We start from the raw sequence: 22,888 nt of genomic DNA, 5'->3' as shown, positions 1-22,888 counted from the left end.
TGAGCGCGATTCCGCACCGGGAAGCCGGCGCCCGAACCGCGGTTCAAGATCGCGCTGCGAGTTCGCCGAGGCGATCGAGGAACGGGCGCTGGCCCTTGCCGAGCTTCTCCTGCGCTATCTCGAGCGGGAACCACTCGGCACGGTCGATCTCCGGGAACTCCTGGATGCGGCCCGAGCGCGGCGGCCATTCCATCTCGAAGTTTCCGGGCACCACCAGCGCCGGATCGAGGTCTGCCTCGACCGCCCACACGGTGACCTGTTTACGACTGCGACCGCTGCCGTATTCGACCTCGCCGATCGGGAGCCACGCACCGTCGGGGACCGGAAGCCCCAGCTCCTCGGTGAATTCGCGGCGGGCGGCGTCCTGCGGCCGCTCCTGCGCGGGATCGAATTCCCCCTTGGGGATGGACCAGGCGGAGGCATCCTTGTGCGCCCACAGCGGTCCGCCCATATGTCCGATCAGTACCTCGAGGGCCGGGGTGCGGCGGAAGAGCAGGACTCCCGCGCTGTACCTGAGCGTCATGTGCGCAGTCTGCCTCGTTCGCTACACATGCGCGCATTCGGGGCGCTACAGTTGGCGACGCTTCAGCAGACCGGGTAGACGATAATTTTTCGATCACTGCCGGCTAATTTTCGCTGTATCTCCTTTGGCCCAAAAGTGATCGGCCCCTGTGAGTTCCACTAAGCTTCGCTGGTTGGACATTCCCACCCCTGATGATGGATTGGATTCCGCATGGAGTTCCGCAGCGCCACCGCGGCAGCCTCCCTCCTGATCGGTGCACTGACCGTGGCCACCGGATCGGCGCATGCCGAGCCCGCTGCCGCCCCGCCGCATATCGCCTATTCGGCGAAGATGGTGGACAAAACGGTCATCACAACGCTCCGGGGCGGCACCTTCGAGCTCTCCAAAGCCCTCGGCACCGAACTGGCGTCCGGCGGCAAGGATCGGCTGACCGAGAAGGACGGTATCGCCGTCGATCATGACGGCAAGCCCGTCGACCCGGCCACCGTGGTGAATGTGGTCGATGTGAAGGACGGTCAGGGCGGTGTACTGCTCACCCTGCCGCTCGATTTCCACATCGGCGACATCAGCCTCCCGGTCAAGCCGGAGCTCCAGAAGGACGGCACCGTCCTCGCGCTGACCCCGGACAAACCGGCCGGCCTGAACATCAGCCAGCCGCTCGCGGCCAAGCCCATTGCCTCGGCGACCGAGAACTCGCGCGCACTCAGCGATTTCAGCTCGCAGTTCGGCCTGGCCACCACCATCGGCACCTTTGTGGGCACGGCGATCGGCGCGGCCGTCGGCTGCGTGGTCACCCTGGTCGCGGGCTGCATTCCCGGCCTCACCACCGGTGCCGCCGTGGGCGGCATCATCGGCAGCATCACCGTCGGCGGCCCGGCCCTCATCGCCAATGGCGTCGACCTGCTGACCACCATGCAGGCCGCCGACGGCACCACCAAGTGGGCCGATCCCAAGACGACAACTCCGGCGGCCCCGCCCGCGCCCGCCGCGCAGCCTGCGGCGCAGCCGGACCCGGCGCAGGCCGACCAGCCCAAATAGCGAAACCCTGTTCGCGGCACGACCATCCGCGGGCCAAGTCCAGCACCACGAGTGTGTATCCCGGTGTGATCACCGCGGGTACACACTCGTTGCTCGTTTGCGGGTGGGCGCGGCGCGATCACTCGGTGGTCGGCAGCGGAACTCGCCACAGCAGCGCGGTGCCGCGATTGTCCAGTCCCGGGGCCAGTTCCAGGGTGCCGCGCAGGGCGGCGGCGCGTTCGGCGATATTGCGCAGGCCGCCGCGCCGGGGCGCGCCGCCCAGGCCGATACCGTTGTCCGCCACCGCGACTCGCAGTTCGCCGGGGTCGGCGGTGACAGTGACGTCGATCCGGGTGGCGTCCGCATGGCGCACCACATTGGAGAGCGATTCGCGCAGTACCGCGAGCGCCTGACGGGCGGTCGCCTCGGGGACGGCATCGATCGGCCCGGTCTGGTGCAGTGTGGGAGCGCAGCCGAGATGGCGAGCGGCGGAACTCACCAGATCTGTTATCTCACTGCGCAATCCACCGGAGACCCCGGCGGGCGACCGGATCGAGAAGATGGTGGCCCGAATGTCCTGAATGGTGTCATCGAGAGCGGTGACCATGCGTTCGAGACGATTCTCGACCTCGGGTCCGGGCTGTAGACGGAGTGCGCCCTGCGCGGTGAGCCCGGCGGCGTAAATGCGCTGGATGACCGAATCGTGTAGATCGCGGGCAATACGGTCGCGATCCTCCATCACCGCGATTTTGATCGAATCCTCGTGGCGGCGAACAGCATCCTGCTGCACCTGCTCGTACATGCGCGCATTGGTGATCTTCACGGCGGCGACCACGGCCAGCGCCTCGATAATGCGCTCGTCCTCGGCGGTGAACACGCCCCCGCGCTTGTTCGCGAGATACAGATCACCGAGCACACGGCCCTGAATGCGCACGGGCACACCGAGAAAGCTGGTCATCAACGGATGCCCGTCCGGCCAGCCCTCGAAGGCCGGATGCGTGGTCAGATCGTCCAGCCGCACCGGATGCTCGCCCGCGAGCACCACCCCGAGCACTCCGGTGCCCCGCGGCCAGTGCCCCAGATGCCGCACCGTCTCCGCATCCACGCCGACTTGGACGAATTCGACGAGCCGGAGATCCTCGTCATCGCCCAGCAAACCCAGGGCGCCGAATTCGGCATCAACGAGCCGGGTGGCCGCTGTCACCAATCGGCACAGTACCCCGGCCACATCCAGATCCGAGACCACGCTGTAGATGGCCTCGACCAGGTCGTGCAATCGTTCCTGCGGCGCGGAGAGTTCGCGCAATTCCTCCGGAACGGCGTCCAGCGGATCGGTCGGCATAGCCAAAGGCTACTCATCGGCAACCTCGGGACATTTGTCTCTGCCGGCGAGTGTCCGGCGCGGCGAGCATGGAATCGGAGCCGCGGACACAGACGAGCCGCGCCGGCAAAGGAGCCCGTGATGACGACGATCGGAACCGCGCGACGCATCGGAGCGTGGGACGGCTTCACCGGCGGCCTGTGGCGTGACGCCATCGATGTGCGCGACTTCATCCAGCAGAACTACACGCCGTACGCCGGTGACGACGGCTTCCTGAGCGGGCCCACCGCACGCACGCTCGATATTCGGGACAAGGCCGGCGCTCTCTTCACCGCCGAACGCGAACGTGGCGGCGACGACGTGGACCAGCACACCCGCTCCAGCATCATCGCGCTCACGCCGCGCTACCTCGACGTCCATGCCGAACTCATTCTCGGCTTGCCGACCGATGTGCCGACCGAACGCGACACCCTCTTGAATGGCGACTCTCGGAATGACGCCGCATTCGACGACTACAGCCTTGTCGCCCTGTACGGCGTCGACAGACTCCTCGCGGAGCGGGCGGCAGGCAAAGCCGTACTGGACGAGCGCCCGGCGGACGCCGAAACCTTCCGGCTGCGTGCGGAAGTCAGCGAGCGGATCCGCACCCTCTGGGAATTGAAGAGCATGGCCGCCTCGTACGGATTCGATATCGGACGGCCCGCGGCGACCGGGCGGGAGGCCATCCAGTGGCTCTATTTCGCCCATCTGGCGGCGGTGCGGGAACAGCGCGGCGCCACACTATCGCTGGGGCGCACCGCCACTTTCCTCGATATCTATCTGGAGCGGGATCTGGAATCCGGGCTGATCACGGAGGAGTACGCCCAGGAACTGATGGACGACTTCTTGATCAAACTGCACATCCTCAGCGCCTCGGAAAGCGGCGAACCGTTCTCCGGCGAGATCGACGCCGAGGGCCGAACGCCGGTGACCCGCACCAGCTTCCGCTGCCTGCAAGCGCGCCGCAACCTCGACTCGGCACGATAGACCCTGCCCCCGCACCGTGCCCCGCGGCCCGCCGTGGCAGCGGACGCCCGCTCGGCCATCCACACTGTCGGCCTACCGGCTGACAGCGCACCGACCTGCAAGGATGACCCCGTGGACAGTTCGGGAAAGATTCGGGTCTTCCTGCTCGACGATCACGAGATCGTCCGCCGCGGCCTGCAGGATCTGCTGGAGGCCGAGGGCGATATCGAGATCGCCGGTGAAGCCGGCACCGCCGCAGAAGCCTTGCGCCGGGTGCCTGCCGTCCGCCCCGATGTGGCCGTGCTGGACGTACGGCTCGAGGACGGCGACGGCATCACGGTCTGCCGCGATCTGCTGTCGGATCTGCCCGGCCTGAATGTGCTCATGCTGACCTCGTTCTCCGATGACGAAGCCCTGCTCGGCGCGGTGCTCGCGGGCGCCAAAGGCTATGTGCTCAAACAGCTCCGCGGTCCGCAGCTGGTCGATGCCGTGCGCCGGGTGGCGGGCGGGGAATCCCTCATCGATCCCCGCACCGCCGCCGACCTCGCCGCTCGCCTGCACCGCCCGGCCGCCGGCAATCGTCTCGACGAGATCGATCTGACCGATCGGGAACGGCAGATCCTGGCCCTGATCGGCCAGGGGCTGAGCAATAAGCAGATAGCCGCGCAGGCCTTCCTGTCGGAGAAGACCGTCCGCAACTACGTCTCGATCCTGCTGGCCAAACTGGGGCTGGCCCGCCGTTCGCAGGCCGCCATTCTGGCCGAGCAGCTGCGCCACGAACACGGCGACGACTGGGCGCGCTGAACCACTCGGCCGGGGCGGGCGGAATGCCCCAGCGGGCATAGGTTTCGTCCGGTTCGATGGTGATCACATCGGCGGCCTTCACCAGGTCGTCGGGAATGACGTGCCCTTCGAAATGCGTGGCATCGGGCACGATGACCGCCTCCGCGTCCAAGCGCGTGATGGCGGATTTGAGCGCGGCCGTCAGATGCCGGCCCGAGCGGCCGTCTGCCACTACCAGTTTGGCGAAGTCGTAGCCCAGCCGCCGGGCCCGGCTGCGAATCTGTTCCTCGTCCCACGCTTGGCGGATGCCGCTGACATCGCTCCGCAAATATCCGACCGCCGTCGGGCGAAACCTCATGACCACCCCTGATCGATAAGCCAAAGTAGCGTATACCCATCTGAGTATAAGCACGGAGTGCACATCCACAACTGCGTATACGGAATACGATGGCCTGTACGGGGACAACATGATTCGAAGGGAGCGAACCCATGGCAGAACCGGCCTATGTCGCCATCGCCGGGAAGTATGCGAGACAGATCCGCACCGGGGCGCTCCCACCCGGCACGCAGCTACCGAGTTTCGCCGAGATCGCCGAGCGGAACGGGGTCTCGCAGATCGTCATTCGGCATGCGGTCAAACTGCTGCTCAGTCAGGGTCTGGTGCGCACCATCGAGCGGCGCGGCACCTTCGTCACCGATCATCTCGACCTGGTGCGCGTGGCGCCCGAACGCCAATTGGAGAGCCCGGAAACCAGTTTCGGCCAGGAATCCGAGCACGAGGTGCGCGTCGAACGCGCCAGCAAGCGCATGTCGGCCCCCGATATTCTCGCCGAGATCCTCGGTCTCGATCCGGGCGCCGAGATCACCCATGTGGTCACGCGCGCCAGCGAGGCCGGGCGGCCGATCTCCATCTCGGACTCGTACCAGCCGGTCGGCACCGATGGCACGGACGGCGCCGCCTTCCTCGAAGAGACCGTCGCCGACCGACTTCCGAGCTCGACGCACGCGAGCTGGCTCAATACCCCGGCGGGCGATCTGGTGAAGACCGTGCACCAGCGCTTTCTCGCACCCGATGAGCGCGTCATGATGGTCTGCGACGTCTCGTACCCGCGAGATCGATACGGGGCCTTCGTCTTCCGCATGACCCTCGATCCGGAGATCGCCCGCACCGGTTAGCGGCGCACCCAGCCCTGGGCCACATCCGCCAGATTCCACCACGAGACGTACTGCGCATCTTCCGATTCCAGTTCCCAGCCCGCGGCCAGCGCGTCGAAGAAGCCGTCGTCGCCGGTCTTGCCGCCCTTCGGCTCACCGATGAAGATCACTCGCTCGCCCCCGGCCCGCGCGAAATCCGCGAGCGCCTGCGAGGCCATGGCACTGCCCCAGCCCGGCGGCCAGCACAGCAGCAGCACCTGCCCCGATCGATCCCGGGCCGGGTACGCGTCGAGATCACCGACGGGGTACCAGAGGTCCCGCTGCCCCGCCGCCCCCGGGAACGACACATTCTCACGGCGATCCGGCGGCTCCGAGTCGTAGGCGGCCACCGCGAGCCCCGCACCCGCCAGCTGCGCCGCCCAATACCCGCGCCCCGCACCGAGTTCCACCACCGGGCCGCCCGCACAGAACGCGGCCGCCCAGGCGAGCGTCTCCGGCGCGGGAATCGCATAGGCGTACACCGCCTGCAGAATCGTCTGGGCGTACCCGAGCCGCGCACTCCCCCGCGCCCGCCCGCCGTTCACCACCCGGCGCCCCTCCTGCTCGGACACCGAGTCCCCCACAATGTCCCAGTACGGATTGCCGCCGACCCCGTCGCCGCCGATCATGAAATGCACGAACCGCAGATCGAAGGCCGCATCGGCCCGCGCATCCCCGCTCCCCGCCAGCAACGGCGCAGTATCCAGATAATCCGCGACCCTGGGATACTCCTCCCGCAGCCGCCGCTCATCCCCCAGTAGTGCGGCCAGTTGCTCCCGGCGCGCGGCGCTCAGCGAAAGATCCGTCACACCTTAGATTTTCGCCCCGCCGCGGCGATTTCACGCGAGGTTCCCGAACTCGGGGTCCGCCATCAGGATGCCGCAGCCCATGTCGCCGCGGTGGACACGCCGGACCCGGCGCGGTGATTTTGACGTGTGCGTCACATCCGGAGGCAACTGCGAACCGGTCAGTCCCGTTGTGCCAGCGGGCTATACGACCCGAATCGGGTGGAATGGAATGAAAGATGGTCGGGGTGACAGGATTTGAACCTGCGACCCTCCGCTCCCAAAGCGGATGCGCTACCAAGCTGCGCTACACCCCGTGACCTGTTCGGCCGAGGCCGAAGCTCCCAGCAGGGAGAAGAGCGGGTGACGGGAATCGAACCCGCGCTATCAGCTTGGAAGGCTGAAGTTCTACCATTGAACTACACCCGCGTACCGCGCACCGGAAGCCCGGTGCGGCATGCGTTGAGCACTCTACCGAACCTCGCTCCGCCAATGCCAATCGGGCCGCATTCGCCCACGTTATCGCCGGTAGAACCGAACCTTCCGGCGCGTCGCGGAGACTCGCGGAAATTGGGTGTAACGCCTAGTGTGCGAAAGCGATCAGACATCGATCGCCATTCGCGAGGCACCGGGAACCCGTTCGGAAACAGGGTCTTTCGATGCCGGGTGGCTTGCTAGGATCCTTTTTGTCCGGACGGGGGTATCTGGAAAGGGGGCGGTGAGCGTGCACCACACATGCCGACCGCGAGTTAGTGAGTTCGATTCGAAGGGCACCACGGGCGCAGGCAGCGCCCGCGTCATCGGCTGCGCCGCTGGCACAGACATCACGTTCGCCGGGTGAGCGCGCATGCCCATCCGACTCGACAGCCGAACCAGCACCATCGTCAGGGCCACTATCCGGGAGTGGGCACGAGCAGTGCACCCGACCGGCACCACCGTGCCGGCGCTCGGCCCGGCGGAAGTGGAACGCATCTTCACCCGCATCATCGGTGAACTGCTGGAACTAGCCGGATCCGAACCGTTCCCGGTACCCGCGGCCCGCGCCATCGGCCGCCGGCTCGCGGAATCACCGTTCGACCGCACCCGCATGCTCGCACCGGCCAGCCGGGCCCTGCTGGGTCTCGCACCCGGCGAACCGGGATCGCTGATCGCCACCCGCTGGCCGTTCATCGCCAGTCAGGCCATCGACAGTTATGCCGAAGCCCTGCAGCAGCGGGCGCTCGCGCAGCAGGAACGCAGTCTCTCGGAGGCGGTCTCGGTGCGGGTGCAGGAAATCGCGGCACTGCAGACCAGGCTGCGGCACGAGGCCACGCACGATGCGCTGACCGATCTGGCCAATCGCTCGCTGCTCAAGGAGCGGGTGCGGCTGATGGCCACCGATCCGGTGCGCGGGGTGGGGCTGCTGCTCATCGATCTGGACGATTTCAAGCAGATCAATGACGGCTACGGGCATTCGGTCGGTGACGAGGTGCTGGTCACCATCGCGCAGCGGCTGCGCGCCACCTGCCCGCCGGAAACGGTGATCTCCCGCTACGGCGGCGACGAGTTCGTGGTCGCGCTGCCCGCGCGCCGCAATGCGCTGGGTGAACTGGCCATGCGCGTGCTCGCGGCGCTGTGCGAGCCCGTCTATACGGCGGCCGGGCCGGTCCCGGCGTCGGCGAGTGTGGGCACCGCCTTCTGCCCGCCCGGCCGCGATTGCGACTTCCCGAATCTGCTGCGCAGTGCCGACCGCGCCATGTACTCGGCGAAGACGGCGGGCAAGCGGCAGTTCGCCGTCTCCGAGCTCGACCCCGAGGAGGTCGATTCAGACGCCCCGGGTCCACGATTCGCCGCTGTCGCCGGGTGAGGACCGTCCTGCCATAGAGCGCGTAGCAATTGGTCAGTTATCGCTGCGCGTAGGGTGATGGGCGTGGCTACGGTAGTCGTCCTACTCCTTGTCGTCGTGGTCGCCGCGCTGGCGGTACTGGTCGTCAATCGCGGCAGGCAGACCCGCGCGAACACCCAGCTCGCCGATGCGAAAGCCGAGGCGCGGCGGGTCATCGAACGGCTCGGCGGACAGGTCTACAACCTGACCGGATCCGACGATCCCTCCCGCCAGGCCCTGGCTGACGCCGGGGAACGATTCAATGCCGCGGGCGCACAGATCGAGCAGGCCACCACCCCCGCCCAAGCGCGCCTCGCGAAAGAGACCGCCCTGGAAGGGCTCTACTACGTGAGCGCCGCCCGCTCCGCCATGGGCATGGATCCCGGCCCGGCCGTCCCCGAACTCGACGGCCAGCGCAGCGCGGGCAAGGTCACCGAACCCCGGACCGTCGACTACGAAGGCCGCACCCTCACGGCCTCCCCCACCCCGTCGGACCACACCCCCAACTATTACCCCGGCGGCCGAGTCGCGGGCCGCCCCGTCCCCGCCGGCTGGTACTCCGAACCCTGGTGGCGCACAGCCCTCGTCGCGGGCGCCTGGGGCGTCGGCTCGGTCCTGCTCTTCGACGCGCTCTTCACCGGCATGTCCGGCGTCGACTACAACGCCGCCGCCTTCGAAAACGGCTATGGCGACGGCTACCAGGACGGCCAGGACGCGAACACCGGCGACCCTGCCTCCTACGACAGCGGAAACTACGACAGCGGCGCGGCCGACCCCGGCTACATCGACCCCCGATCAGACTTGGGCGGAAGCGATTTCGGCGACTACGGCGATTTCGGCGGCATGGACAGCTTCGACGGCGGCGGCTTCTAGCCCCACCTTTCCGCGTCCAGCGGCCGCTATCCCCGCGGGTACATTCGAAGGCAGTGAAGCAGCCTGCCGACTTCCCGAGGACCTCGGCGGTGTCGCTTGCCTCTCGTATGTTCGATGAGGACTGCGTCACCACGTCCGGTTCGCCATCGGGTACGCGCTGGGCCGCCGGAGTTGTCCGGCGGCGGGCGATAGGCGTGTGGGGGCTGCCGGAGTGCGCCCGGCGGGGTTGCCGGTGACGTTTGCTGGATGGATACTGGACAGCTTTCCGTAACCGGAAGTTGTGCCTCCGTTTAACCTGTGTTATCGATTTACAGTGCTGGTCGACCATGAGGTGAAGGTTTCCGGCTCGTCGCTGTCCGGCGGCGGGGCCGGTTCTCGGGTCATACCTGCCGCCGGAGTGCTCGCGGCAGTGGTGCTGCTGGCGGTCGTTCAGGTGTGGGCGTCGACGCACGGGGTGATGGGACCGCTACGCAGCCTGCTCGACGATTACCTGGGCAATCCGCAGTCGGCGGCCGTGTCCTGGGCGGGGCTGGGGCTGGCGTGCGTGGGCGTGCCCGCGCGCGCGAGGGTGGTCAGTCTGGCCGCGGCGGCGATTCTGGAACTGATGACGCTGGGTGTGCAGGTGCTGTGCGGATGGCATGTGTCCATCGGCACCGGCCCGACCCTGGCCCTCACCGCATTGACGGTGACGGCGTGCCGCTGGCAGGGCAGGCAGCGGCGTACGGCCTTGCACGCCATCGCATTCGGTGTGCTGTTGATCATGGCGTCGAAGGTCGCCGACACCTGGCTGCTGGTCAGCATCATCGCCGGTCCGCGGGTCCTCGACCAATACGTTCAGCTCGCCGATCGGGCGCTGGGAGAGCCGGCGTGGGTGGTGGGCCGCGCACTTGAAGCTCTGGGCCCCATACCGTCGCATGTGCTGCACGTGGTGTACATCCAGCTGCCGGTGGCGGCGATGGTGGTCGCGGTGTGGCAGCTGCGCAATGTGACGACGAGCCCCTGGCCGCAGCACAGCCTGCTGCGCACCTTCCTGGCGCTCGGCGTCATCGGCCCGATCGGGTACGTGCTGTTCCCCGTGGTCGGCCCGGTTTTCGCCTACGGACCGCTGGGCCACGGCCTGCAACTCGGTAACTGGCCAGATGCGCTGCCCGCCTTGACATACGCGCCGAAACCGATGCTTTTCGACACCGCCACCGCCCGCAATTGCATGCCGTCGATGCATACCGCCTGGGCGACAGCGCTGTTCATCCACTCCCGCAACGCACCGCGGTGGTTGCGCTGGGCGGGTGCGCTCTGGCTGGTGTGCACGCTGCTCGCGACGCTGGGCTTCGGCTACCACTACGGCAGCGATCTGGTGGCCGGTGTGGTCCTGTGCCTGACGGTGGAGTCGATCCTGCGCGATCCGGACAGCGGCTGGCACCGCTACCGCGTGCGCATCGTCTCGCTCGGTGTCACGACGCTCGCCGGACTGCTGCTGTCCTACAGATTCCTCGCCGTGACCATGGCCGAGTACCCGGTGCTTGCCGGGTTGGCGGTGCTGGGCGCGCTGGCTACCGTTTCGCTCGTCTTCTACGCGACGTGGTTCGCCTCGGCCGGGAGCCGTCTGGGGCACTGGGGCGGCCGGGATGCGACAGACTCCAGCCATCTACTGGCCACTCCCACAATGCAATCCGGACAACTCGCGCGAAAGCCGAAAGGTTAGTGTCTGCCTGATGATCACGATGCGGACGGGGCAGCGAAGCTTGCTGCGTAAACCCGGGTCCGACGGCCGAAGGTACTTTCCCGTTGTTCCGATCGTGGTCGGAGTTCTGCTATCGGTGGCCCTGACCCTTCTCTTCACGGCGCTGCACGGCTTTCTGGATCTCCAGGTCTATCGGGTCGGCACGCTGGGCTGGCTGCATCACGGCGGACTGTACGGTCCGACGCTGCCGGTGCGCGGGCACACCGATCTGCCCTTCACCTATCCCCCGTCCGCGGCGCTCTTGATGGTTCCGCTGGCGGTGGTGCCGCTCTGGCTGGCCGAACTGCTGGTAACGGCAAGTTCGCTGGCCTGTCTCACAATCACGCTGTGGCTGGTGCTGTCGCGGGTTCGACCGGATCTGGAACTGCGCAGCAAGGTCATGCTGACCGGGACCGCGGTCGCCGTCATGCTCGCGATCGAACCGGTCCGGACCACCATGTGGTTCGGTCAGATCAATCTGGTCCTCATGGCGGCGGTCGCCCTCGACTGCCTGACCGTGAAGCCCCGCTGGCCGCGCGGAGTGCTCATCGGCATCGCGGCGGTGACAAAACTGACCCCGGCGGCGTTCATCCTGTACTTCCTGATTCGCAAGGATTGGAAGGCCGCGGGCACGGCGGCGGCGACCGCGGCGACGGTGGTCGGAGCCGGATTCCTGTTGTTCCCCAAGGAATCACGGCAGTACTGGTTCCACGCCGTCAGCGATACCAACCGCATCGGCTCGCCGGACTATGTGGGCAATCAGTCCATCAAGGGCACGGTTTTCCGTCTGGGCCTGACACATTCGGCCGCCACCGTGGTCTGGCTCGGTCTCGGCCTGGCCGTCGTCTGCGCGGGCGTGGTGCTGATGCAGCACCTCTTCACCGCCGAAAAGGCTTCCGCCGCACCGACAACACCCATCACGGTGCTGTCGGTCACCGCGCTGCTGGTGAATGCCGCAGTGCTGCTGCTGATCTCACCGGTGTCCTGGACCCACCACTGGGTGTGGGTCGCGCCCGCCCTGGTCACTGCTGCGGCATGGACAACCACCAACCCGCGCTTCGCGCCGTACGCCGCCATCGCCGGATTCGCCACGCTGTTCATGGTCGGCCCGGGACTGGTGCCCAACGGGAAACACCGCGAGCTCAATTGGTCCTGGTGGCAACATCTTCCGGGCGACGCCTACATCATCGCCACCGTCGCCCTGCTCGCGGTGGGCCTGTGGCAGTTGTTCACACTGCGCCTCCGCGAGAGTCAGTCCCCGACTACGACGTCCACCCGATCGGTGTAGAAGGCGACGTGGTCCGCGATGGCCGCGACAGACTCGTACGGCTCACGGTAGGACCACACCACGTCGGCAAGGTCCCCCTCGGGGAGGGTGATGCTGTAGTAGGACGCGTCACCCTTGTACGGGCAGTACGTCTGGGCGGTGCTGGGCGCGAGCACCGCCTGGTCGACATCGTCGATCGGGATGTACTGGACCGCCGGGGAATTTCCCTCCTGCAGGGTCAAGGCCTGGACGGAGTCGGCGATGACACGTCCGCCGACCCGTGCGATCACGCGCTGACCTGTCTTCTCGACGGTGATCGGGTGGTCGGGTCCGGGGATTCGGCGTTCGCGTGCGGTCATGGCTTACTCCTGCTGGTAGGGATGGCTCAACCGGTAATCAGATGGAACCCGGTGGAGACCGCCACCATTCCTGATGGCTGTCCCCACCCGGTCCACCGCCGGTTCTCGCCCTGAGTCCATCAGGCCGCGCCTGCGGCCGCGACCACCTCGCGTGCGGCGTCGCCGACGGCATGGAAGTCCTTCTTCAAGATCGCATCGTGATTGCTGGCGACCTTCGCGCTGATCTCGATGTTCGAGTTGCGGGCGGTCACCCCGTCGAGGCTGGCACGAATGAGTTCCTGCTCCTCACCCTTGCTTCCGAAGGATGCCCCCGAAGCGAGCACGTACCGCGTCGGCACGGTGATCGCGTCCAGCACCGGACCGAGCGTGCGCTCGCGGGCCACCCTGCCCAGTTCGATATTGCACTCCGCCATCTGCTCGGCGTTCAATCGCGGGACCAGGCCTGTGGGCCGCAGCAGCGGCGCGAACCAGCCGATCCGCTTGAACAGCTTCCGAATCCGCTGCTCCATGGCGTCATCGAGCCAATCGTTCGGCTGGGCCCCGTCGACCAGCACCGCACCGATGGCACGGTCCGGATTCCGGCTCGCCCAGTACGCCGCGACAAACGCACCGTAGGACCAGCCCACCACCAGCACCCGATCCACACCCCGCGCTGCGAGCACCGCATCGACGTCGCGAACGCACGCTTCGAACGAATAGTCGGCCGAATCCTTCGACTTCTTGCCGCGAGCCCGCTCGTCGAAGGTGATATGCCGAAACCCGGGACCGAGGTCCTCGACAACCTTCCGCCAGTACCCCTGAGTGGCGAACTGGCCATTGAGGTAGATCACGGGAATCCCGGGCCCCCCGGTATCGGTGACGGCCAGCGCGGTGTCCTCGACAGTAACCATTCCGGTCCAGATCGAGTCGCTCGTGTTCTTCACTGTGTTTCGCATAGGACTACTGTCGCCAACCCGGCTGACACCGCCCTGATCCCGACCTGACACGCCCGCTGATACCGAATTCGGCGGTCGATAGGCGAGCGCGGTGAATCAATCAGGCGGCAGGGGCGGGGCATCCGGGGCGGGGGCCGGGGGTGTGGCCAGGTCGTTGAAGAAGATGACGACCGAGTGGTCGACGATGTTCGCCCGGTCTTCAGAGGACACGTCAAGCTCGCTTGGATGATCGGCGATCCGGCTGTTACCTTAATGATAATGATTGCCAGTTTCAAAATCTGATGAGGGACACACCATGGCTCGACCGGGTAACAGCAAGCGCGTGATGGCGGCGGCACTGGGGGCGGTCGCGGTTTCCGCGGTCGTGGTGGGGTGCGGTTCGTCGACCACCTCCCCCGATACGGGCGGCGGGAGCGGGAAGCTCGAGGTGGTGGCGACGATCAATGCCTGGGGCAGCATCGCTGCCCAGCTCGGCGGCGACAAGGTGCACGAGAGCAGCATCATCACCAACCCGGACACCGATCCACACGCCTACGAACCGACACCGGCGGACGCACGCACGATCGCGGGCGCAAAAGTGGTGATAGCCAACGGGATCGGCTACGACGCCTGGTCGGGCAAACTGCTGGCGGCCAACCCCGGCAAAGACCGCGTCGAGCTCGACATCGGTAAGCAACTCGGTGTCGCCGACGACGGCAACCCGCACCAGTGGTACTCACCGGATTCGGTCACCAAGGTGGTCGAGGCGATCACCGACGACTACAAGAAGGCCGACCCTGCCGACGCCGCCTACTTCGACACGCAGAAGACGCAGTTCCTCGACGCCACGCTGTCGAAGTACAGGGGCCTCATCGCCGATATCAAGGCCAAGTACGCGGGCACCCCGGTAGGCGCGAGTGAGTCGATCTTCTCCCCGCTCTCGGATGCGCTGGGGCTCAACCTGATCACGCCGCCCACCTTCCTGAAGGCGATCAGCGAGGGCACCGATCCCGCACCGGCGGACAAGTCGGCCATCGATGCGCAGATCGCGACGAAAACGGTGAAGGTCTACGTCTACAACAGCCAGAACAGCACCCCCGATGTGCAGGCGCAGGTCGACGCGGTCAATAGGCAGGGCATCGCGGAGACGACGGTGACCGAAACCCTCTCCCCGGAGAACGCCACGTTCCAGGATTGGCAGACCGGTCAGCTGCAGGCGCTGGAAGACGCACTGCACAGGGCGACCGGCAAGTAGATGACCGGCACGAAGGTGCGGGCCGCGATGAACGATATCGAGGCTCCGCCAACGGATTCCGCCCCCGCTCCCGTGGTCCGCATGAGGGGGTCCGCGGCAGCGGTCGGCGGCCGGACCATCTGGTCGGAGGTATCCCTCGATATCGCACCCGGGCAGTTCATTGCCGTGCTCGGCCCGAACGGTGCGGGCAAATCCACGCTGATCAAGACGATTCTCGGTGTGACCCCGACGGTGGCGGGCAGCATCGAGGTGCTCGGCGGCCCTGCGGGACAGCACAATTCACGCATCGGATACCTGCCGCAACGACGCGCGTTCGATGCGAGCGTGCGGATTCGCGGCATCGATATCGTGCGCCTCGGCCTGGACGGCGCGCGCTGGGGAACGCCGATTCCCTGGCTGGCGAAACTCGTTACGCCCGAACGATATCGGGCACGACAGCAGCGCCTGCGAGCGGTGATCGAACTGGTCGGAGCGCAGGCATACGCGCATCGCCCGATCGGGCAGTGCTCCGGCGGTGAGCAGCAGCGGTTGCTCATCGCGCAGGCGCTGATCCGGCGCCCGCGACTGCTGCTGCTCGATGAACCTCTCGACAGCCTGGATGTGCCCAGCCAAGCCGGCATCAGTGCGCTGATCCGCGACATCTGCCGACAGGAACACGTCGCGGTCGTCATGGTCGCCCATGACGTGAACCCGATCCTGCCCTACCTCGATCGCCTCGTATACGTGGCGCACGGACAGGCTCTGACCGGTACGCCCGCGGAAGTGATTACCGGGGAAAGACTTTCGGCGCTGTACGGCATCCGGATCGAGGTGCTGCGCGACAGCACCGGGCGGTTGTTCGTGGTCGGGCAGCCGGATGTGCCGGCCGGGCACGGCATCTCCGATTCCGCCGCGGGGCCCGAACAGTGAACCCGGTGGCGACCTGGAACCTCGTGGAGGATCTGCGGCAGCTGCTGTCCTATCCGTTCATGGTCAATGCGCTGCGTGCGGGAACCATCGTCGCGGTGGTGGCCGGAGCGATCGGCTGGATGATGGCGCTGCGGCGGGAAAGCTTCGCCGGGCACACCCTGGCCATGGTCGGTTTCCCGGGCGCGGCCGCGGCCACCTGGCTCGGAATCGCCGCAGGGTACGGGTATTTCGCGGCCTGTGTCGGGACAGCGCTGGTGATCGCGGCCCTGCCCCCGGCAACCCGCTCGCGCGGCTCCGGCGAGCAGTCGGCCGTCATCGGCACCGTACAGGCGTTCGCGCTGGCCGCGGGAATGCTGTTCGTCAGCCTCTACAAGGGCTTCTTATCCGGACTGACCAATCTGCTGTTCGGCACCATTGCCGGCATCACCTCGCAACAGGTCACTGTGCTGCTGATCGCGGCCGCGCCGTGCCTGCTGGTACTGACCTTGCTCGGGCGGCCGCTGCTGTGGGCCTCGATCGACCCGGAAACTGCTGCGGCCCAGGGCGTTCCGGTGCGACCGATAGGGGCGGCGTTCATGCTGCTGCTCGGCGTCGCGGCGGCGGGTACCAGCCAGGTCACCGGCAGCCTGCTGGTGTTCGCACTGCTGGTGGCGCCGGCGGCCGCCGCGCACCGGCTCACCAGCCATCCCGGGCGCGGCGTCGCGATGTCGGTCGCGATCGCCGTCCTGGTGACCTGGCTGGGCATGGGATTCGCGTACTTCTCCCCGTATCCGATCGGATTCTGGGTCAGCACTTTCGCTTTCGCGTGTTATCTGGCAAGCGCGGGCCTGAGAGCGTGGCTCGATCGGCGCGGGCAGATTCACCTGTTCGGAACCCGCCGTGCGGAGGTGCCCGTGTGAACGCCGTCTCGACCATGCTGGCGCATCCGTTCATCGACCATGCGCTCCTCGCCGGAACAGCGGTGGCGATATTGTGCGGGCTGGCAGGCTATTTCGTCGTGCAGCGCGGCGAAGTCTTCGCCGGTGACGCGCTCGGCCACGTGGCGTATACCGGTGCGATGGCGGCGCTCGCCGCTGGAATCAACCCGCGCGCAGGGCTTTTCGTAGCGACGGTGGCGGTCGGCCTGGCACTCGGTGTCGGCGGCGTGCGCGGTGGCACCGACGAGGTCGTGATCGGCGCGTTCTTCTCCTGGATACTGGGGCTGGGCGTGCTGTTCCTGGCCTACTACACCACCCACCGCAGCGGCGGTAACGGCAGCGCCAACGTGAATGTGCTCTTCGGCAGCATCTTCGGGATCAGCGCCACCGCCGCCATTACCGCCACCCTGATCGCGGCCGCCGCCACCGCGGTACTACTGGCCATATCGCGCCCACTCCTGTTCGCAACGGTCGATCCCGCCGTCGCGGCCGTGGCAGGCGTCCCGGTCCGCCTCCTCGGCGCGATATTCCTGGCGATCGTCGGCGCCACCGTCGCCGAAGCCACCCAATTGGTCGGCGCCATAGTCGTTCTCGGACTACTGGCCGCCCCCGCCGCCACCGCCGCACGGCTCACGAACCGCCCATGGCGAGCATTCTGGATATCCGCCCTACTTGCCGTAGCCGCCGTTTGGGCAGGAATCGCCCTGTCCTACCGCTTCGCCGCCGCCCCCGCCAGCTTCACCATCATGTCCGTCGCCACATCCTGCTACCTGGCCGCGGTCTGCTTCGACCATCTCCGCCGACACCGAGCCGACCCCGGACCATCGATCGCCTGAACCCCACCCCTCGGGCATCGTTTTCATCGGCGCCACCAGGATTCGGAGAAAGCCGACGCCTTCACCGGCGGGGATCTGGTGGTCGAGCATGGGGCGGGATCGTTTCACTTGCCCGCTAGGGGATTTCGGGTGCTCAGGCGGTCTGAGCGGTCAAAGATCTTGTCATTGCGGCAAAAATTGTTGCCCTGGTGCGATCTTTGACCGCGCAGGCCGGATTCTTCCGATCCTCCTCGGCCCGCCCCGCAGTTCCGTCAATCCAGGCGGCCGTAGATCAGGCGCAGGATTGCCTCGGCGAGGTCGTCGATGCCCTGAGTCACGTCGTTCCGGGGCGCAGCGGACAGTTGGGAGAGGCGGCCGTCGCGCATCAGGGCGACGAGGGTTGCGAGGGTTGCCGAGTCGATGCCCTCGGGCGCCAGCCCGGCTGCGCGGTCGCGGTCGATTTTGGCGGCCAGTGCGCTGGTGAATCGGGCTTGGATGGCGGCGATGAATTCCGTCAGCGGCGGATAGCTGCTGTCGTAACCCTCCAGTGAGCAGACCAGGATCGCGCTGTTGTCGTGCCAGACCTCGGCCGCCCCGATGAGCTGGGCGTGCAGGAGTTCGCGCTGCGGGCCGGTGGAGGGCAGCCAGACGTGGGTTTGGGCGTAGCTGTCGCTCACGTCTTCCATCAGGCGCGCGAGGACCGCCTGCTTGGACGGGAAGTAGAAGTAGAAGCTGGTGCGCGAGATGTCGGTGGCGTGCGTGATGTCGTCGACGGTCAGTTTGGCCATCGGCTTCTTCGTCAGCAGGCGGCGGGTCGCGTCCAGGATCTGGGCTTCGCGCTGATCGCCCTTCGAGAGGGTGCCGCGCCGCCGGATGCCCTCGGCCGTGCCTCGGGTCTGGTTCACCTTGGGTCCGCCCTGCTGCGCCATGACCTCACCATAGAGCGATTTCCATTCCCTTAGTAGACGTGGCGTCTATCATAATCGACACTGTGTCGATTCCGGCGTAGGGTCCTCCGAATGACCTCCCCGCTCGAGCTTCGGCGCACCTCCTCGCCGACCGCGATCGTGCTGACCATGGCCAGCACCGTATTTCTGCTGGCCCTGGTCCAGACGCTGCCCGTCCCCGCACTGCCGCAGATCGGTCTGCAGCTGGGCGTCTCGGCCACGACCGTCGGATGGGTGACCACCGCGACGATGCTGGCCGCCTCGGCGTTCACGCCGCTGCTCGGACGCCTCGGCGATGTCTACGGCCACAAGCCGGTCGTGCTGGCGACTCTGGTGGTGACACTGGCCGGCAGCGTGCTGGCCGCGTCGGCACACAGCATCGATCTGCTCATCGTCGGAAGGGCTTTGCAGGGCGCCAGTTTCGGCCTGTTCCCGCTCGCCATCAGCGTGCTGCGGCATGAGCTTCCGGCCGAGCGCCTGACCGGAGCATTGGCCGTCACCGCCTCGACCCTGGGCGTGGGCAGCGGTGTCGCCCTGGTGGCGACGGGTCTGCTGACACAGGGCGGCGCGGACTACCGTCGCATCTTCTGGCTGTGCGTCATCCTCACCGCGGTCGTGCTGGTGCTGGCGTTCCTGACCCTGCCGCGCCGCGCGGGCCAGGGCGGCCGCGTCGATTACGTGGGCGCCGCGGTACTGGGCCTCGGCCTGGTCTGCCTGCTGCTGCCGATCTCCCAGGGCCACGAATGGGGCTGGGGCAGCGCGAAAGTGATCGGGCTGTTCGTGGCCGCGATTGTCGTACTGGCCGGATTCCTGCTGTTGCAGTCCAAGCTGCGCGAGCCGCTGGTGGCGACCGCCCTGCTGGCGCATCGTCCGGTCGCGGTGACCAACCTGGCCAGCTTCTGCGTCGGTTTCGCGATGTTCAGCGTGTTCCTGGGAGCGACCTACTTCGTGGCGACGCCGCGCGCACTGACCGGATTCGGGTTCGACGCCTCGGTGCTCCGCACCAGTGTGGCCTTCATGCTGCCCGGCGCCATCGCCTCGGTGCTGATGGGCCCGATCGCCGGCCGCCTGGTCGGGCGCATCGGCCCCCGCTACGTCCTGCTGCTGGCCAGCGTCCTGGGCCTGTGCGCCCTGACCGCCCTGGCCCTGCTCCACACCACAAGCGTGGAAGTTGTTGTCGCACTGGTCATCGCGAACTCCGCGATCGCCATCGCCTACTCCGCCATGCCCGCACTGCTCGTCGCGAATGTGGCGCCGCACGAGACCGGAATCGCCAACTCGATCAACTCGATCATGCGTACGGTGGGCGGCGCCATCGGCAGCGCACTGGTCGTCACCATCCTCACCAGCGACACCCTGCGCCACTCCCTCGCCAACGGCGCGGTCGTGGCCCTGCCCGCCGAAGGCGCCTACCGCATCGCCTTCCTCACCGGCGCAGTCTTCTTCGCGCTTGCCGCACTGCTGGCGGTATTCGGCCTGGGCCACACCGGCCGCCGCCTGACCCAGCACGAGATCGAGGAGGACAGCGCCCTGGCGAGCGCCGGTGAATTCGCCACAGCCTCAACGAGCCTCTGATCAATAGTTGAGAGCGACGGTGCAGAGCACCATACCGGGCAGGCCGCCCACCGGTTACGAGTCGAATCGTGAACCGAGTGGGCGGCCGGCAATTCAGAGTTGCTGCCAGAGCGCGGGCGTGAGCGGCGGAGTCCAGTTGGGTGCGTATGCGGTGTGCGCCTGGATGCAGCGGTACTTCACGCCCTCGTAGGTGACGAAGTCACCAACGTTGTAGTGCGCGTTCAGTTGCCATTCGGGCACCGGTGTCGTCGTGGTCGTCACCGGCGGAGTAGTGGTCACCGGCGGTGTGGTCGTGACCGGCGGAGTCGTCGTCACCGGCGGTGTGGTCGTCGCCGGCGGAGTGGTAACCGGCGCGGATACGAGCACCGCAACCGTGTCGGTGGAACTGGTGTGCTCGGTGGGCATGCCGTACATATCGACAGTGGTCCAGGACAGAACCGCGTGCAGGTTGTGCGTACCCTCTGCCGCAGGGGTCCAGTTATCGCATATGTTGGCGGCGCCGGGATTGGCGGTATTGAATCCGAGGTCCTGATCTCCGTCGTAGTAATTGACCCTCGTGGTTATCTGCCCCCACGCATTGGCCGAGTCCGGAGTGAGCACACAAACGCTGTAGCTCGTACCGGTCTGGTGCGCATCGCCCTGCACGGTGATACCGCTGCCGGTGATATCCGCTGACCCAGCGGGACTGCCCACCACTACCGCGGACACCACTCCGGCCAAACCAACGATCCCCGTCCCCGCATGACGAATCCCCTTGTACCGCATTGCTTCTCCATCCTTCATGCCTTCCCTGTTCTCCAGGGAATTCGCACACTAGCAACGCCCACCGACAACCGAACGATGACAGTTTCAGAAGGCGGCAGACGGTGCTATCGGACATGCCGGCAGCCGGTCCGGGCGCGGCGATGGAGCGCCGAAATCTGTTCTGGTGCGAAGGACTAACGACTCGAACCGCTGGTTGCCGCACCGAGCAGCCCTGCCAGAACACTGCGCCCCAGCCCGCTCGGCAGGCCATCGCTCGAGCCCGCAGCGAAGCCACCTGCGGAGCCGGTCAGGTATCCACGCCCCGGCCCGCTGGTCGAGCCGGTAGCGACGTCGGGCAGATCGTTGCCCAGCTCGCCGAGGGCGCAGCTGGCGAGTCCGCCTCCGGAACCGCTGGCCAACCCGGAGACAATCCCGGTAGCCAGTCCAGTGGCGGAACCACTCTGGGGCCCGGCGGAGGATCCGGCGAGGTAGCCGGTCGCCGAACCGGTGGCCGAGCCGGTGACCGCCGACCTGGCCCACCCGCTGAGGAAACTCTGCGCGCAGGCCTCACCCGGCGGCAGGGCCGCAACTGTAGTGGTGTCAGCCGGTGCCGCACTCGCATCGTCCACCGAAAGCGGCTCCGCCGCAGCGGATCCAGCGCCAACGGCAAGTGCGATACCGATGAAACCGGTGATCAAAAGGGTGTTTCGCATGAAATAGCTGCTCTCGTGTGGGGATATTCCACCCCGGCGATCCCCGACAAGCATCCCCCCGCATCGTCGTGCACGCAGCACTTCGACCGGTACCGCAAAACCTCTCGCACCAGCGGGAACTCAAGCCACCAGAGATCACCTGGGCGTGTGACCAACTTAGGTAGACAGCCATGCCACCGTCTATCGATAAAAACCCGCAGATTAAATCCCTACCGGAACCACGAATCGAGTCCCTCGGCGACGGAAGCCGGAGTTGCGCGGAACCGATTGGACTGCAACATGATCGACAAACGTGCCCCATCACCCTGGCGGTCGACCAGCGTCCGACGTCCCCCGTACATGCGTCGCCCCCAGCGGACAAGTTCCCTCCAACCGGGACCGAAATTCAGCTCGGCAGATGGCGGACACCAGCCGAGATTTCGGCCTTACACAAGCGTGCGCTGGATGGCGCAGAGGTCGCGTTCGGGAGACCACGACCACCACGCAACGATGCGTACCGCCCCGTCAGCGAACCTTGTCGCAAAAAAGACTCCCAGGAGTAAGGGATACGACCTTCCATCCCTGCCGAGTCCACGAACAAGACCTTCGGCTGTTCGACCGCGACTTGACGAGCCGCAATAGGACCGCAATTTGGTAGTGCTACACGGGCATGTTTGGGAGGATGTCCAACATGCCTATTCGCGCCGAACCCGCCGACGATCCGCGGTTCATTCTCATCAGCGGTGATAATGTCCCCACATTAGAGTTAGCAGAATCATTCCGCAGAGACGCGGCGAAGCCGTGTACTCAGTGTCGGCGCGGGCGCTACATTCTTTGATCGCAGGCAAGCTGTTATTTGATGTCGATCGTAGCGCCTAGAAATATCAACCACACTCAGGATTGATCCGAACAGATTGGCTATCAACTGCGAGCCGCGCCGTTCGGCCAGATAATATCGACGGGAATGTTGCTGTCCTTGGCAAGTTTTACGACTGTACCGGTTCCGCCCTGCACGCTCGGCTGACTGTCCCACACCGCGATCAGCCGGTCACATGTTCCAACGACGGACTCGTTGGCTGCTTCGTAGGCCTCTGTGCCTGCATCGTCGAAGTCCATCACATGCACGTTCGCCGCGCGGGACATCAACATGTCGAACAGGTCGGCATGGTCCGGCTTCACCTTGCGCTCCCGGTAATTGCGGGACGGAAGAACAACTTCCAGCCGACCACCGACATCGAGCACGGCTTGCGCGAAGACGCTGTCGGACCCACGCGCGATGCAGCTGACACCGATCAGTTCGGCCGGATCTCCTGCATCAGAGAGGAGGCGGACGATCTCCGCGTACACCAGCGGGACCGAATCCGCGGTGATGTTCATGTGCCCGGTGACGCCGATGCGAGTCATGCCCA

The 22,888-nt window shown here is 66.6% G+C and carries 22 protein-coding genes and 2 tRNA genes; 13 read left to right on the top strand and 11 right to left on the bottom strand.

The window, feature by feature from the left end:
• Positions 1–43: 43 nt before the first annotated feature.
• Complete coding sequence (locus OG326_RS10535; RefSeq protein ID WP_327144440.1) at positions 44–523, bottom strand: NUDIX domain-containing protein; 480 nt, start codon at positions 521–523, stop codon at positions 44–46.
• A 210-nt stretch (positions 524–733) separates the two neighbouring features.
• On the opposite strand from OG326_RS10535, the gene OG326_RS10530 reads away from it, so the two are divergent.
• Positions 734–1,561 (top strand): hypothetical protein, encoded by an 828-nt coding sequence (locus OG326_RS10530; RefSeq protein ID WP_327144439.1) that lies wholly within the window; start codon positions 734–736, stop codon positions 1,559–1,561.
• Positions 1,562–1,679: 118 nt separating this feature from the next.
• Here OG326_RS10530 and OG326_RS10525 read toward each other — a convergent pair whose 3' ends face one another.
• Complete coding sequence (locus OG326_RS10525) at positions 1,680–2,882, bottom strand: GAF domain-containing sensor histidine kinase (RefSeq protein WP_327144438.1); 1,203 nt, start codon at positions 2,880–2,882, stop codon at positions 1,680–1,682.
• Positions 2,883–3,002: 120 nt separating this feature from the next.
• On the opposite strand from OG326_RS10525, the gene OG326_RS10520 reads away from it, so the two are divergent.
• From OG326_RS10520 to OG326_RS10510, 3 genes are all read left to right on the top strand, one after another.
• Complete coding sequence (locus tag OG326_RS10520) at positions 3,003–3,887, top strand: pyruvate formate lyase family protein (protein ID WP_327144437.1); 885 nt, start codon at positions 3,003–3,005, stop codon at positions 3,885–3,887.
• A gap of 111 nt (positions 3,888–3,998) precedes the next feature.
• Positions 3,999–4,670 carry a response regulator transcription factor gene (locus tag OG326_RS10515; protein WP_327144436.1) on the top strand — a complete coding sequence of 224 codons (672 nt, stop codon included), beginning with the start codon at positions 3,999–4,001 and terminating at the stop codon, positions 4,668–4,670.
• Between the two features lie 468 nt (positions 4,671–5,138).
• A complete protein-coding gene (locus tag OG326_RS10510; RefSeq protein ID WP_327144435.1) occupies positions 5,139–5,825 on the top strand; it encodes a GntR family transcriptional regulator in 687 nt (228 codons plus the stop codon).
• Here OG326_RS10510 and OG326_RS10505 read toward each other — a convergent pair.
• From OG326_RS10505 to OG326_RS10495, 3 genes are all read right to left on the bottom strand, one after another.
• Positions 5,822–6,652, bottom strand: coding sequence for a hypothetical protein (locus OG326_RS10505; protein ID WP_327144434.1), 831 nt, complete (start codon positions 6,650–6,652; stop codon positions 5,822–5,824). The genes OG326_RS10510 and OG326_RS10505 overlap by 4 nt on opposite strands.
• 216 nt (positions 6,653–6,868) lie before the next feature.
• Positions 6,869–6,945 (bottom strand) — tRNA-Pro (locus OG326_RS10500).
• 41 nt (positions 6,946–6,986) lie between these two features.
• Positions 6,987–7,057: transfer RNA gene (locus OG326_RS10495), tRNA-Gly, on the bottom strand.
• A gap of 418 nt (positions 7,058–7,475) precedes the next feature.
• On the opposite strand from OG326_RS10495, the gene OG326_RS10490 reads away from it, so the two are divergent.
• The 4 genes from OG326_RS10490 (at position 7,476) to OG326_RS10475 (ending at position 12,373) form a co-directional block, all read left to right on the top strand.
• Positions 7,476–8,474, top strand: coding sequence for a GGDEF domain-containing protein (locus tag OG326_RS10490; protein WP_327144433.1), 999 nt, complete (start codon positions 7,476–7,478; stop codon positions 8,472–8,474).
• A gap of 63 nt (positions 8,475–8,537) precedes the next feature.
• Positions 8,538–9,365, top strand: a complete 828-nt coding sequence (locus tag OG326_RS10485) for a DUF1542 domain-containing protein (RefSeq protein WP_442790938.1) — start codon at positions 8,538–8,540, stop codon at positions 9,363–9,365.
• A gap of 316 nt (positions 9,366–9,681) precedes the next feature.
• Positions 9,682–11,067, top strand: a complete 1,386-nt coding sequence (locus OG326_RS10480; RefSeq protein ID WP_442791019.1) for a phosphatase PAP2 family protein — start codon at positions 9,682–9,684, stop codon at positions 11,065–11,067.
• Positions 11,068–11,182: 115 nt separating this feature from the next.
• Positions 11,183–12,373, top strand: a complete 1,191-nt coding sequence (locus OG326_RS10475) for a glycosyltransferase 87 family protein (RefSeq protein ID WP_327144430.1) — start codon at positions 11,183–11,185, stop codon at positions 12,371–12,373.
• On the opposite strand, the gene OG326_RS10470 is transcribed toward OG326_RS10475, so the two are convergent.
• Both OG326_RS10470 and OG326_RS10465 read right to left on the bottom strand, forming a co-directional pair.
• The gene (locus OG326_RS10470; protein ID WP_327144429.1) at positions 12,337–12,711 is read right to left on the bottom strand and encodes a DUF427 domain-containing protein; all 375 of its coding nucleotides are present in this window, start codon (positions 12,709–12,711) and stop codon (positions 12,337–12,339) included. The genes OG326_RS10475 and OG326_RS10470 overlap by 37 nt on opposite strands.
• A 119-nt stretch (positions 12,712–12,830) precedes the next feature.
• Positions 12,831–13,646, bottom strand: coding sequence for an alpha/beta fold hydrolase (locus OG326_RS10465; RefSeq protein ID WP_327144428.1), 816 nt, complete (start codon positions 13,644–13,646; stop codon positions 12,831–12,833).
• A gap of 295 nt (positions 13,647–13,941) precedes the next feature.
• On the opposite strand from OG326_RS10465, the gene OG326_RS10460 reads away from it, so the two are divergent.
• The 4 genes from OG326_RS10460 to OG326_RS10445 are packed head-to-tail and all read left to right on the top strand — an operon-like array spanning position 13,942 to position 17,542.
• Entirely contained in the window at positions 13,942–14,880 is a 939-nt protein-coding gene (locus tag OG326_RS10460) for a metal ABC transporter solute-binding protein, Zn/Mn family (protein ID WP_327144427.1), read from the top strand.
• A gap of 27 nt (positions 14,881–14,907) precedes the next feature.
• Positions 14,908–15,789 (top strand): metal ABC transporter ATP-binding protein, encoded by an 882-nt coding sequence (locus OG326_RS10455; protein ID WP_327144426.1) that lies wholly within the window; start codon positions 14,908–14,910, stop codon positions 15,787–15,789.
• 5 nt (positions 15,790–15,794) lie between these two features.
• Positions 15,795–16,688 carry a metal ABC transporter permease gene (locus OG326_RS10450; RefSeq protein ID WP_327144425.1) on the top strand — a complete coding sequence of 298 codons (894 nt, stop codon included), beginning with the start codon at positions 15,795–15,797 and terminating at the stop codon, positions 16,686–16,688.
• Complete coding sequence (locus tag OG326_RS10445) at positions 16,685–17,542, top strand: metal ABC transporter permease (RefSeq protein WP_327144424.1); 858 nt, start codon at positions 16,685–16,687, stop codon at positions 17,540–17,542. Before OG326_RS10450 ends, OG326_RS10445 begins: the two co-directional genes overlap by 4 nt.
• Before the next feature lie 251 nt (positions 17,543–17,793).
• Here OG326_RS10445 and OG326_RS10440 read toward each other — a convergent pair whose 3' ends face one another.
• The gene (locus OG326_RS10440; RefSeq protein ID WP_327144423.1) at positions 17,794–18,450 is read right to left on the bottom strand and encodes a TetR/AcrR family transcriptional regulator; all 657 of its coding nucleotides are present in this window, start codon (positions 18,448–18,450) and stop codon (positions 17,794–17,796) included.
• A gap of 90 nt (positions 18,451–18,540) precedes the next feature.
• Here OG326_RS10440 and OG326_RS10435 point away from each other — a divergent pair, with 90 nt between their 5' ends.
• A complete protein-coding gene (locus tag OG326_RS10435; RefSeq protein ID WP_327144422.1) occupies positions 18,541–20,043 on the top strand; it encodes an MFS transporter in 1,503 nt (500 codons plus the stop codon).
• 93 nt (positions 20,044–20,136) lie between these two features.
• On the opposite strand, the gene OG326_RS10430 is transcribed toward OG326_RS10435, so the two are convergent.
• From OG326_RS10430 to OG326_RS10420, 3 genes are all read right to left on the bottom strand, one after another.
• Complete coding sequence (locus OG326_RS10430; RefSeq protein WP_327144421.1) at positions 20,137–20,808, bottom strand: carbohydrate-binding protein; 672 nt, start codon at positions 20,806–20,808, stop codon at positions 20,137–20,139.
• 173 nt (positions 20,809–20,981) lie between these two features.
• Complete coding sequence (locus OG326_RS10425) at positions 20,982–21,500, bottom strand: hypothetical protein (protein ID WP_327144420.1); 519 nt, start codon at positions 21,498–21,500, stop codon at positions 20,982–20,984.
• A gap of 900 nt (positions 21,501–22,400) precedes the next feature.
• Positions 22,401–22,883, bottom strand: coding sequence for a hypothetical protein (locus tag OG326_RS10420; protein ID WP_327144419.1), 483 nt, complete (start codon positions 22,881–22,883; stop codon positions 22,401–22,403).
• Between the last annotated feature and the right edge of the window lie 5 nt (positions 22,884–22,888).

It is taken from the genome of Nocardia sp. NBC_01327 (assembly GCF_035958815.1).
Lineage (GTDB): Bacteria > Actinomycetota > Actinomycetes > Mycobacteriales > Mycobacteriaceae > Nocardia.
The sequence above is the reverse complement of the archived record's forward strand: the minus strand, read 5'-3'. Positions and strand labels throughout refer to the sequence as shown.

Excerpts from the sequence above, each read along its gene's own strand:
- OG326_RS10535 (WP_327144440.1), bottom strand. The coding sequence starts at position 523 with ATGACGCTCAGGTACAGCGCGGGAGTCCTGCTCTTCCGCCGCACCCCG.
- OG326_RS10530 (WP_327144439.1), top strand. The coding sequence starts at position 734 with ATGGAGTTCCGCAGCGCCACCGCGGCAGCCTCCCTCCTGATCGGTGCA.
- OG326_RS10525 (WP_327144438.1), bottom strand. The coding sequence starts at position 2,882 with ATGCCGACCGATCCGCTGGACGCCGTTCCGGAGGAATTGCGCGAACTC.
- OG326_RS10520 (WP_327144437.1), top strand. The coding sequence starts at position 3,003 with ATGACGACGATCGGAACCGCGCGACGCATCGGAGCGTGGGACGGCTTC.
- OG326_RS10510 (WP_327144435.1), top strand. The coding sequence starts at position 5,139 with ATGGCAGAACCGGCCTATGTCGCCATCGCCGGGAAGTATGCGAGACAG.
- OG326_RS10490 (WP_327144433.1), top strand. The coding sequence starts at position 7,476 with ATGCCCATCCGACTCGACAGCCGAACCAGCACCATCGTCAGGGCCACT.
- OG326_RS10470 (WP_327144429.1), bottom strand. The coding sequence starts at position 12,711 with ATGACCGCACGCGAACGCCGAATCCCCGGACCCGACCACCCGATCACC.
- OG326_RS10465 (WP_327144428.1), bottom strand. The coding sequence starts at position 13,646 with ATGCGAAACACAGTGAAGAACACGAGCGACTCGATCTGGACCGGAATG.
- OG326_RS10460 (WP_327144427.1), top strand. The coding sequence starts at position 13,942 with ATGGCTCGACCGGGTAACAGCAAGCGCGTGATGGCGGCGGCACTGGGG.
- OG326_RS10455 (WP_327144426.1), top strand. The coding sequence starts at position 14,908 with ATGAACGATATCGAGGCTCCGCCAACGGATTCCGCCCCCGCTCCCGTG.
- OG326_RS10440 (WP_327144423.1), bottom strand. The coding sequence starts at position 18,450 with ATGGCGCAGCAGGGCGGACCCAAGGTGAACCAGACCCGAGGCACGGCC.
- OG326_RS10435 (WP_327144422.1), top strand. The coding sequence starts at position 18,541 with ATGACCTCCCCGCTCGAGCTTCGGCGCACCTCCTCGCCGACCGCGATC.
- OG326_RS10430 (WP_327144421.1), bottom strand. The coding sequence starts at position 20,808 with ATGCGGTACAAGGGGATTCGTCATGCGGGGACGGGGATCGTTGGTTTG.
- OG326_RS10425 (WP_327144420.1), bottom strand. The coding sequence starts at position 21,500 with ATGCGAAACACCCTTTTGATCACCGGTTTCATCGGTATCGCACTTGCC.
- OG326_RS10420 (WP_327144419.1), bottom strand. The coding sequence starts at position 22,883 with ATGACTCGCATCGGCGTCACCGGGCACATGAACATCACCGCGGATTCG.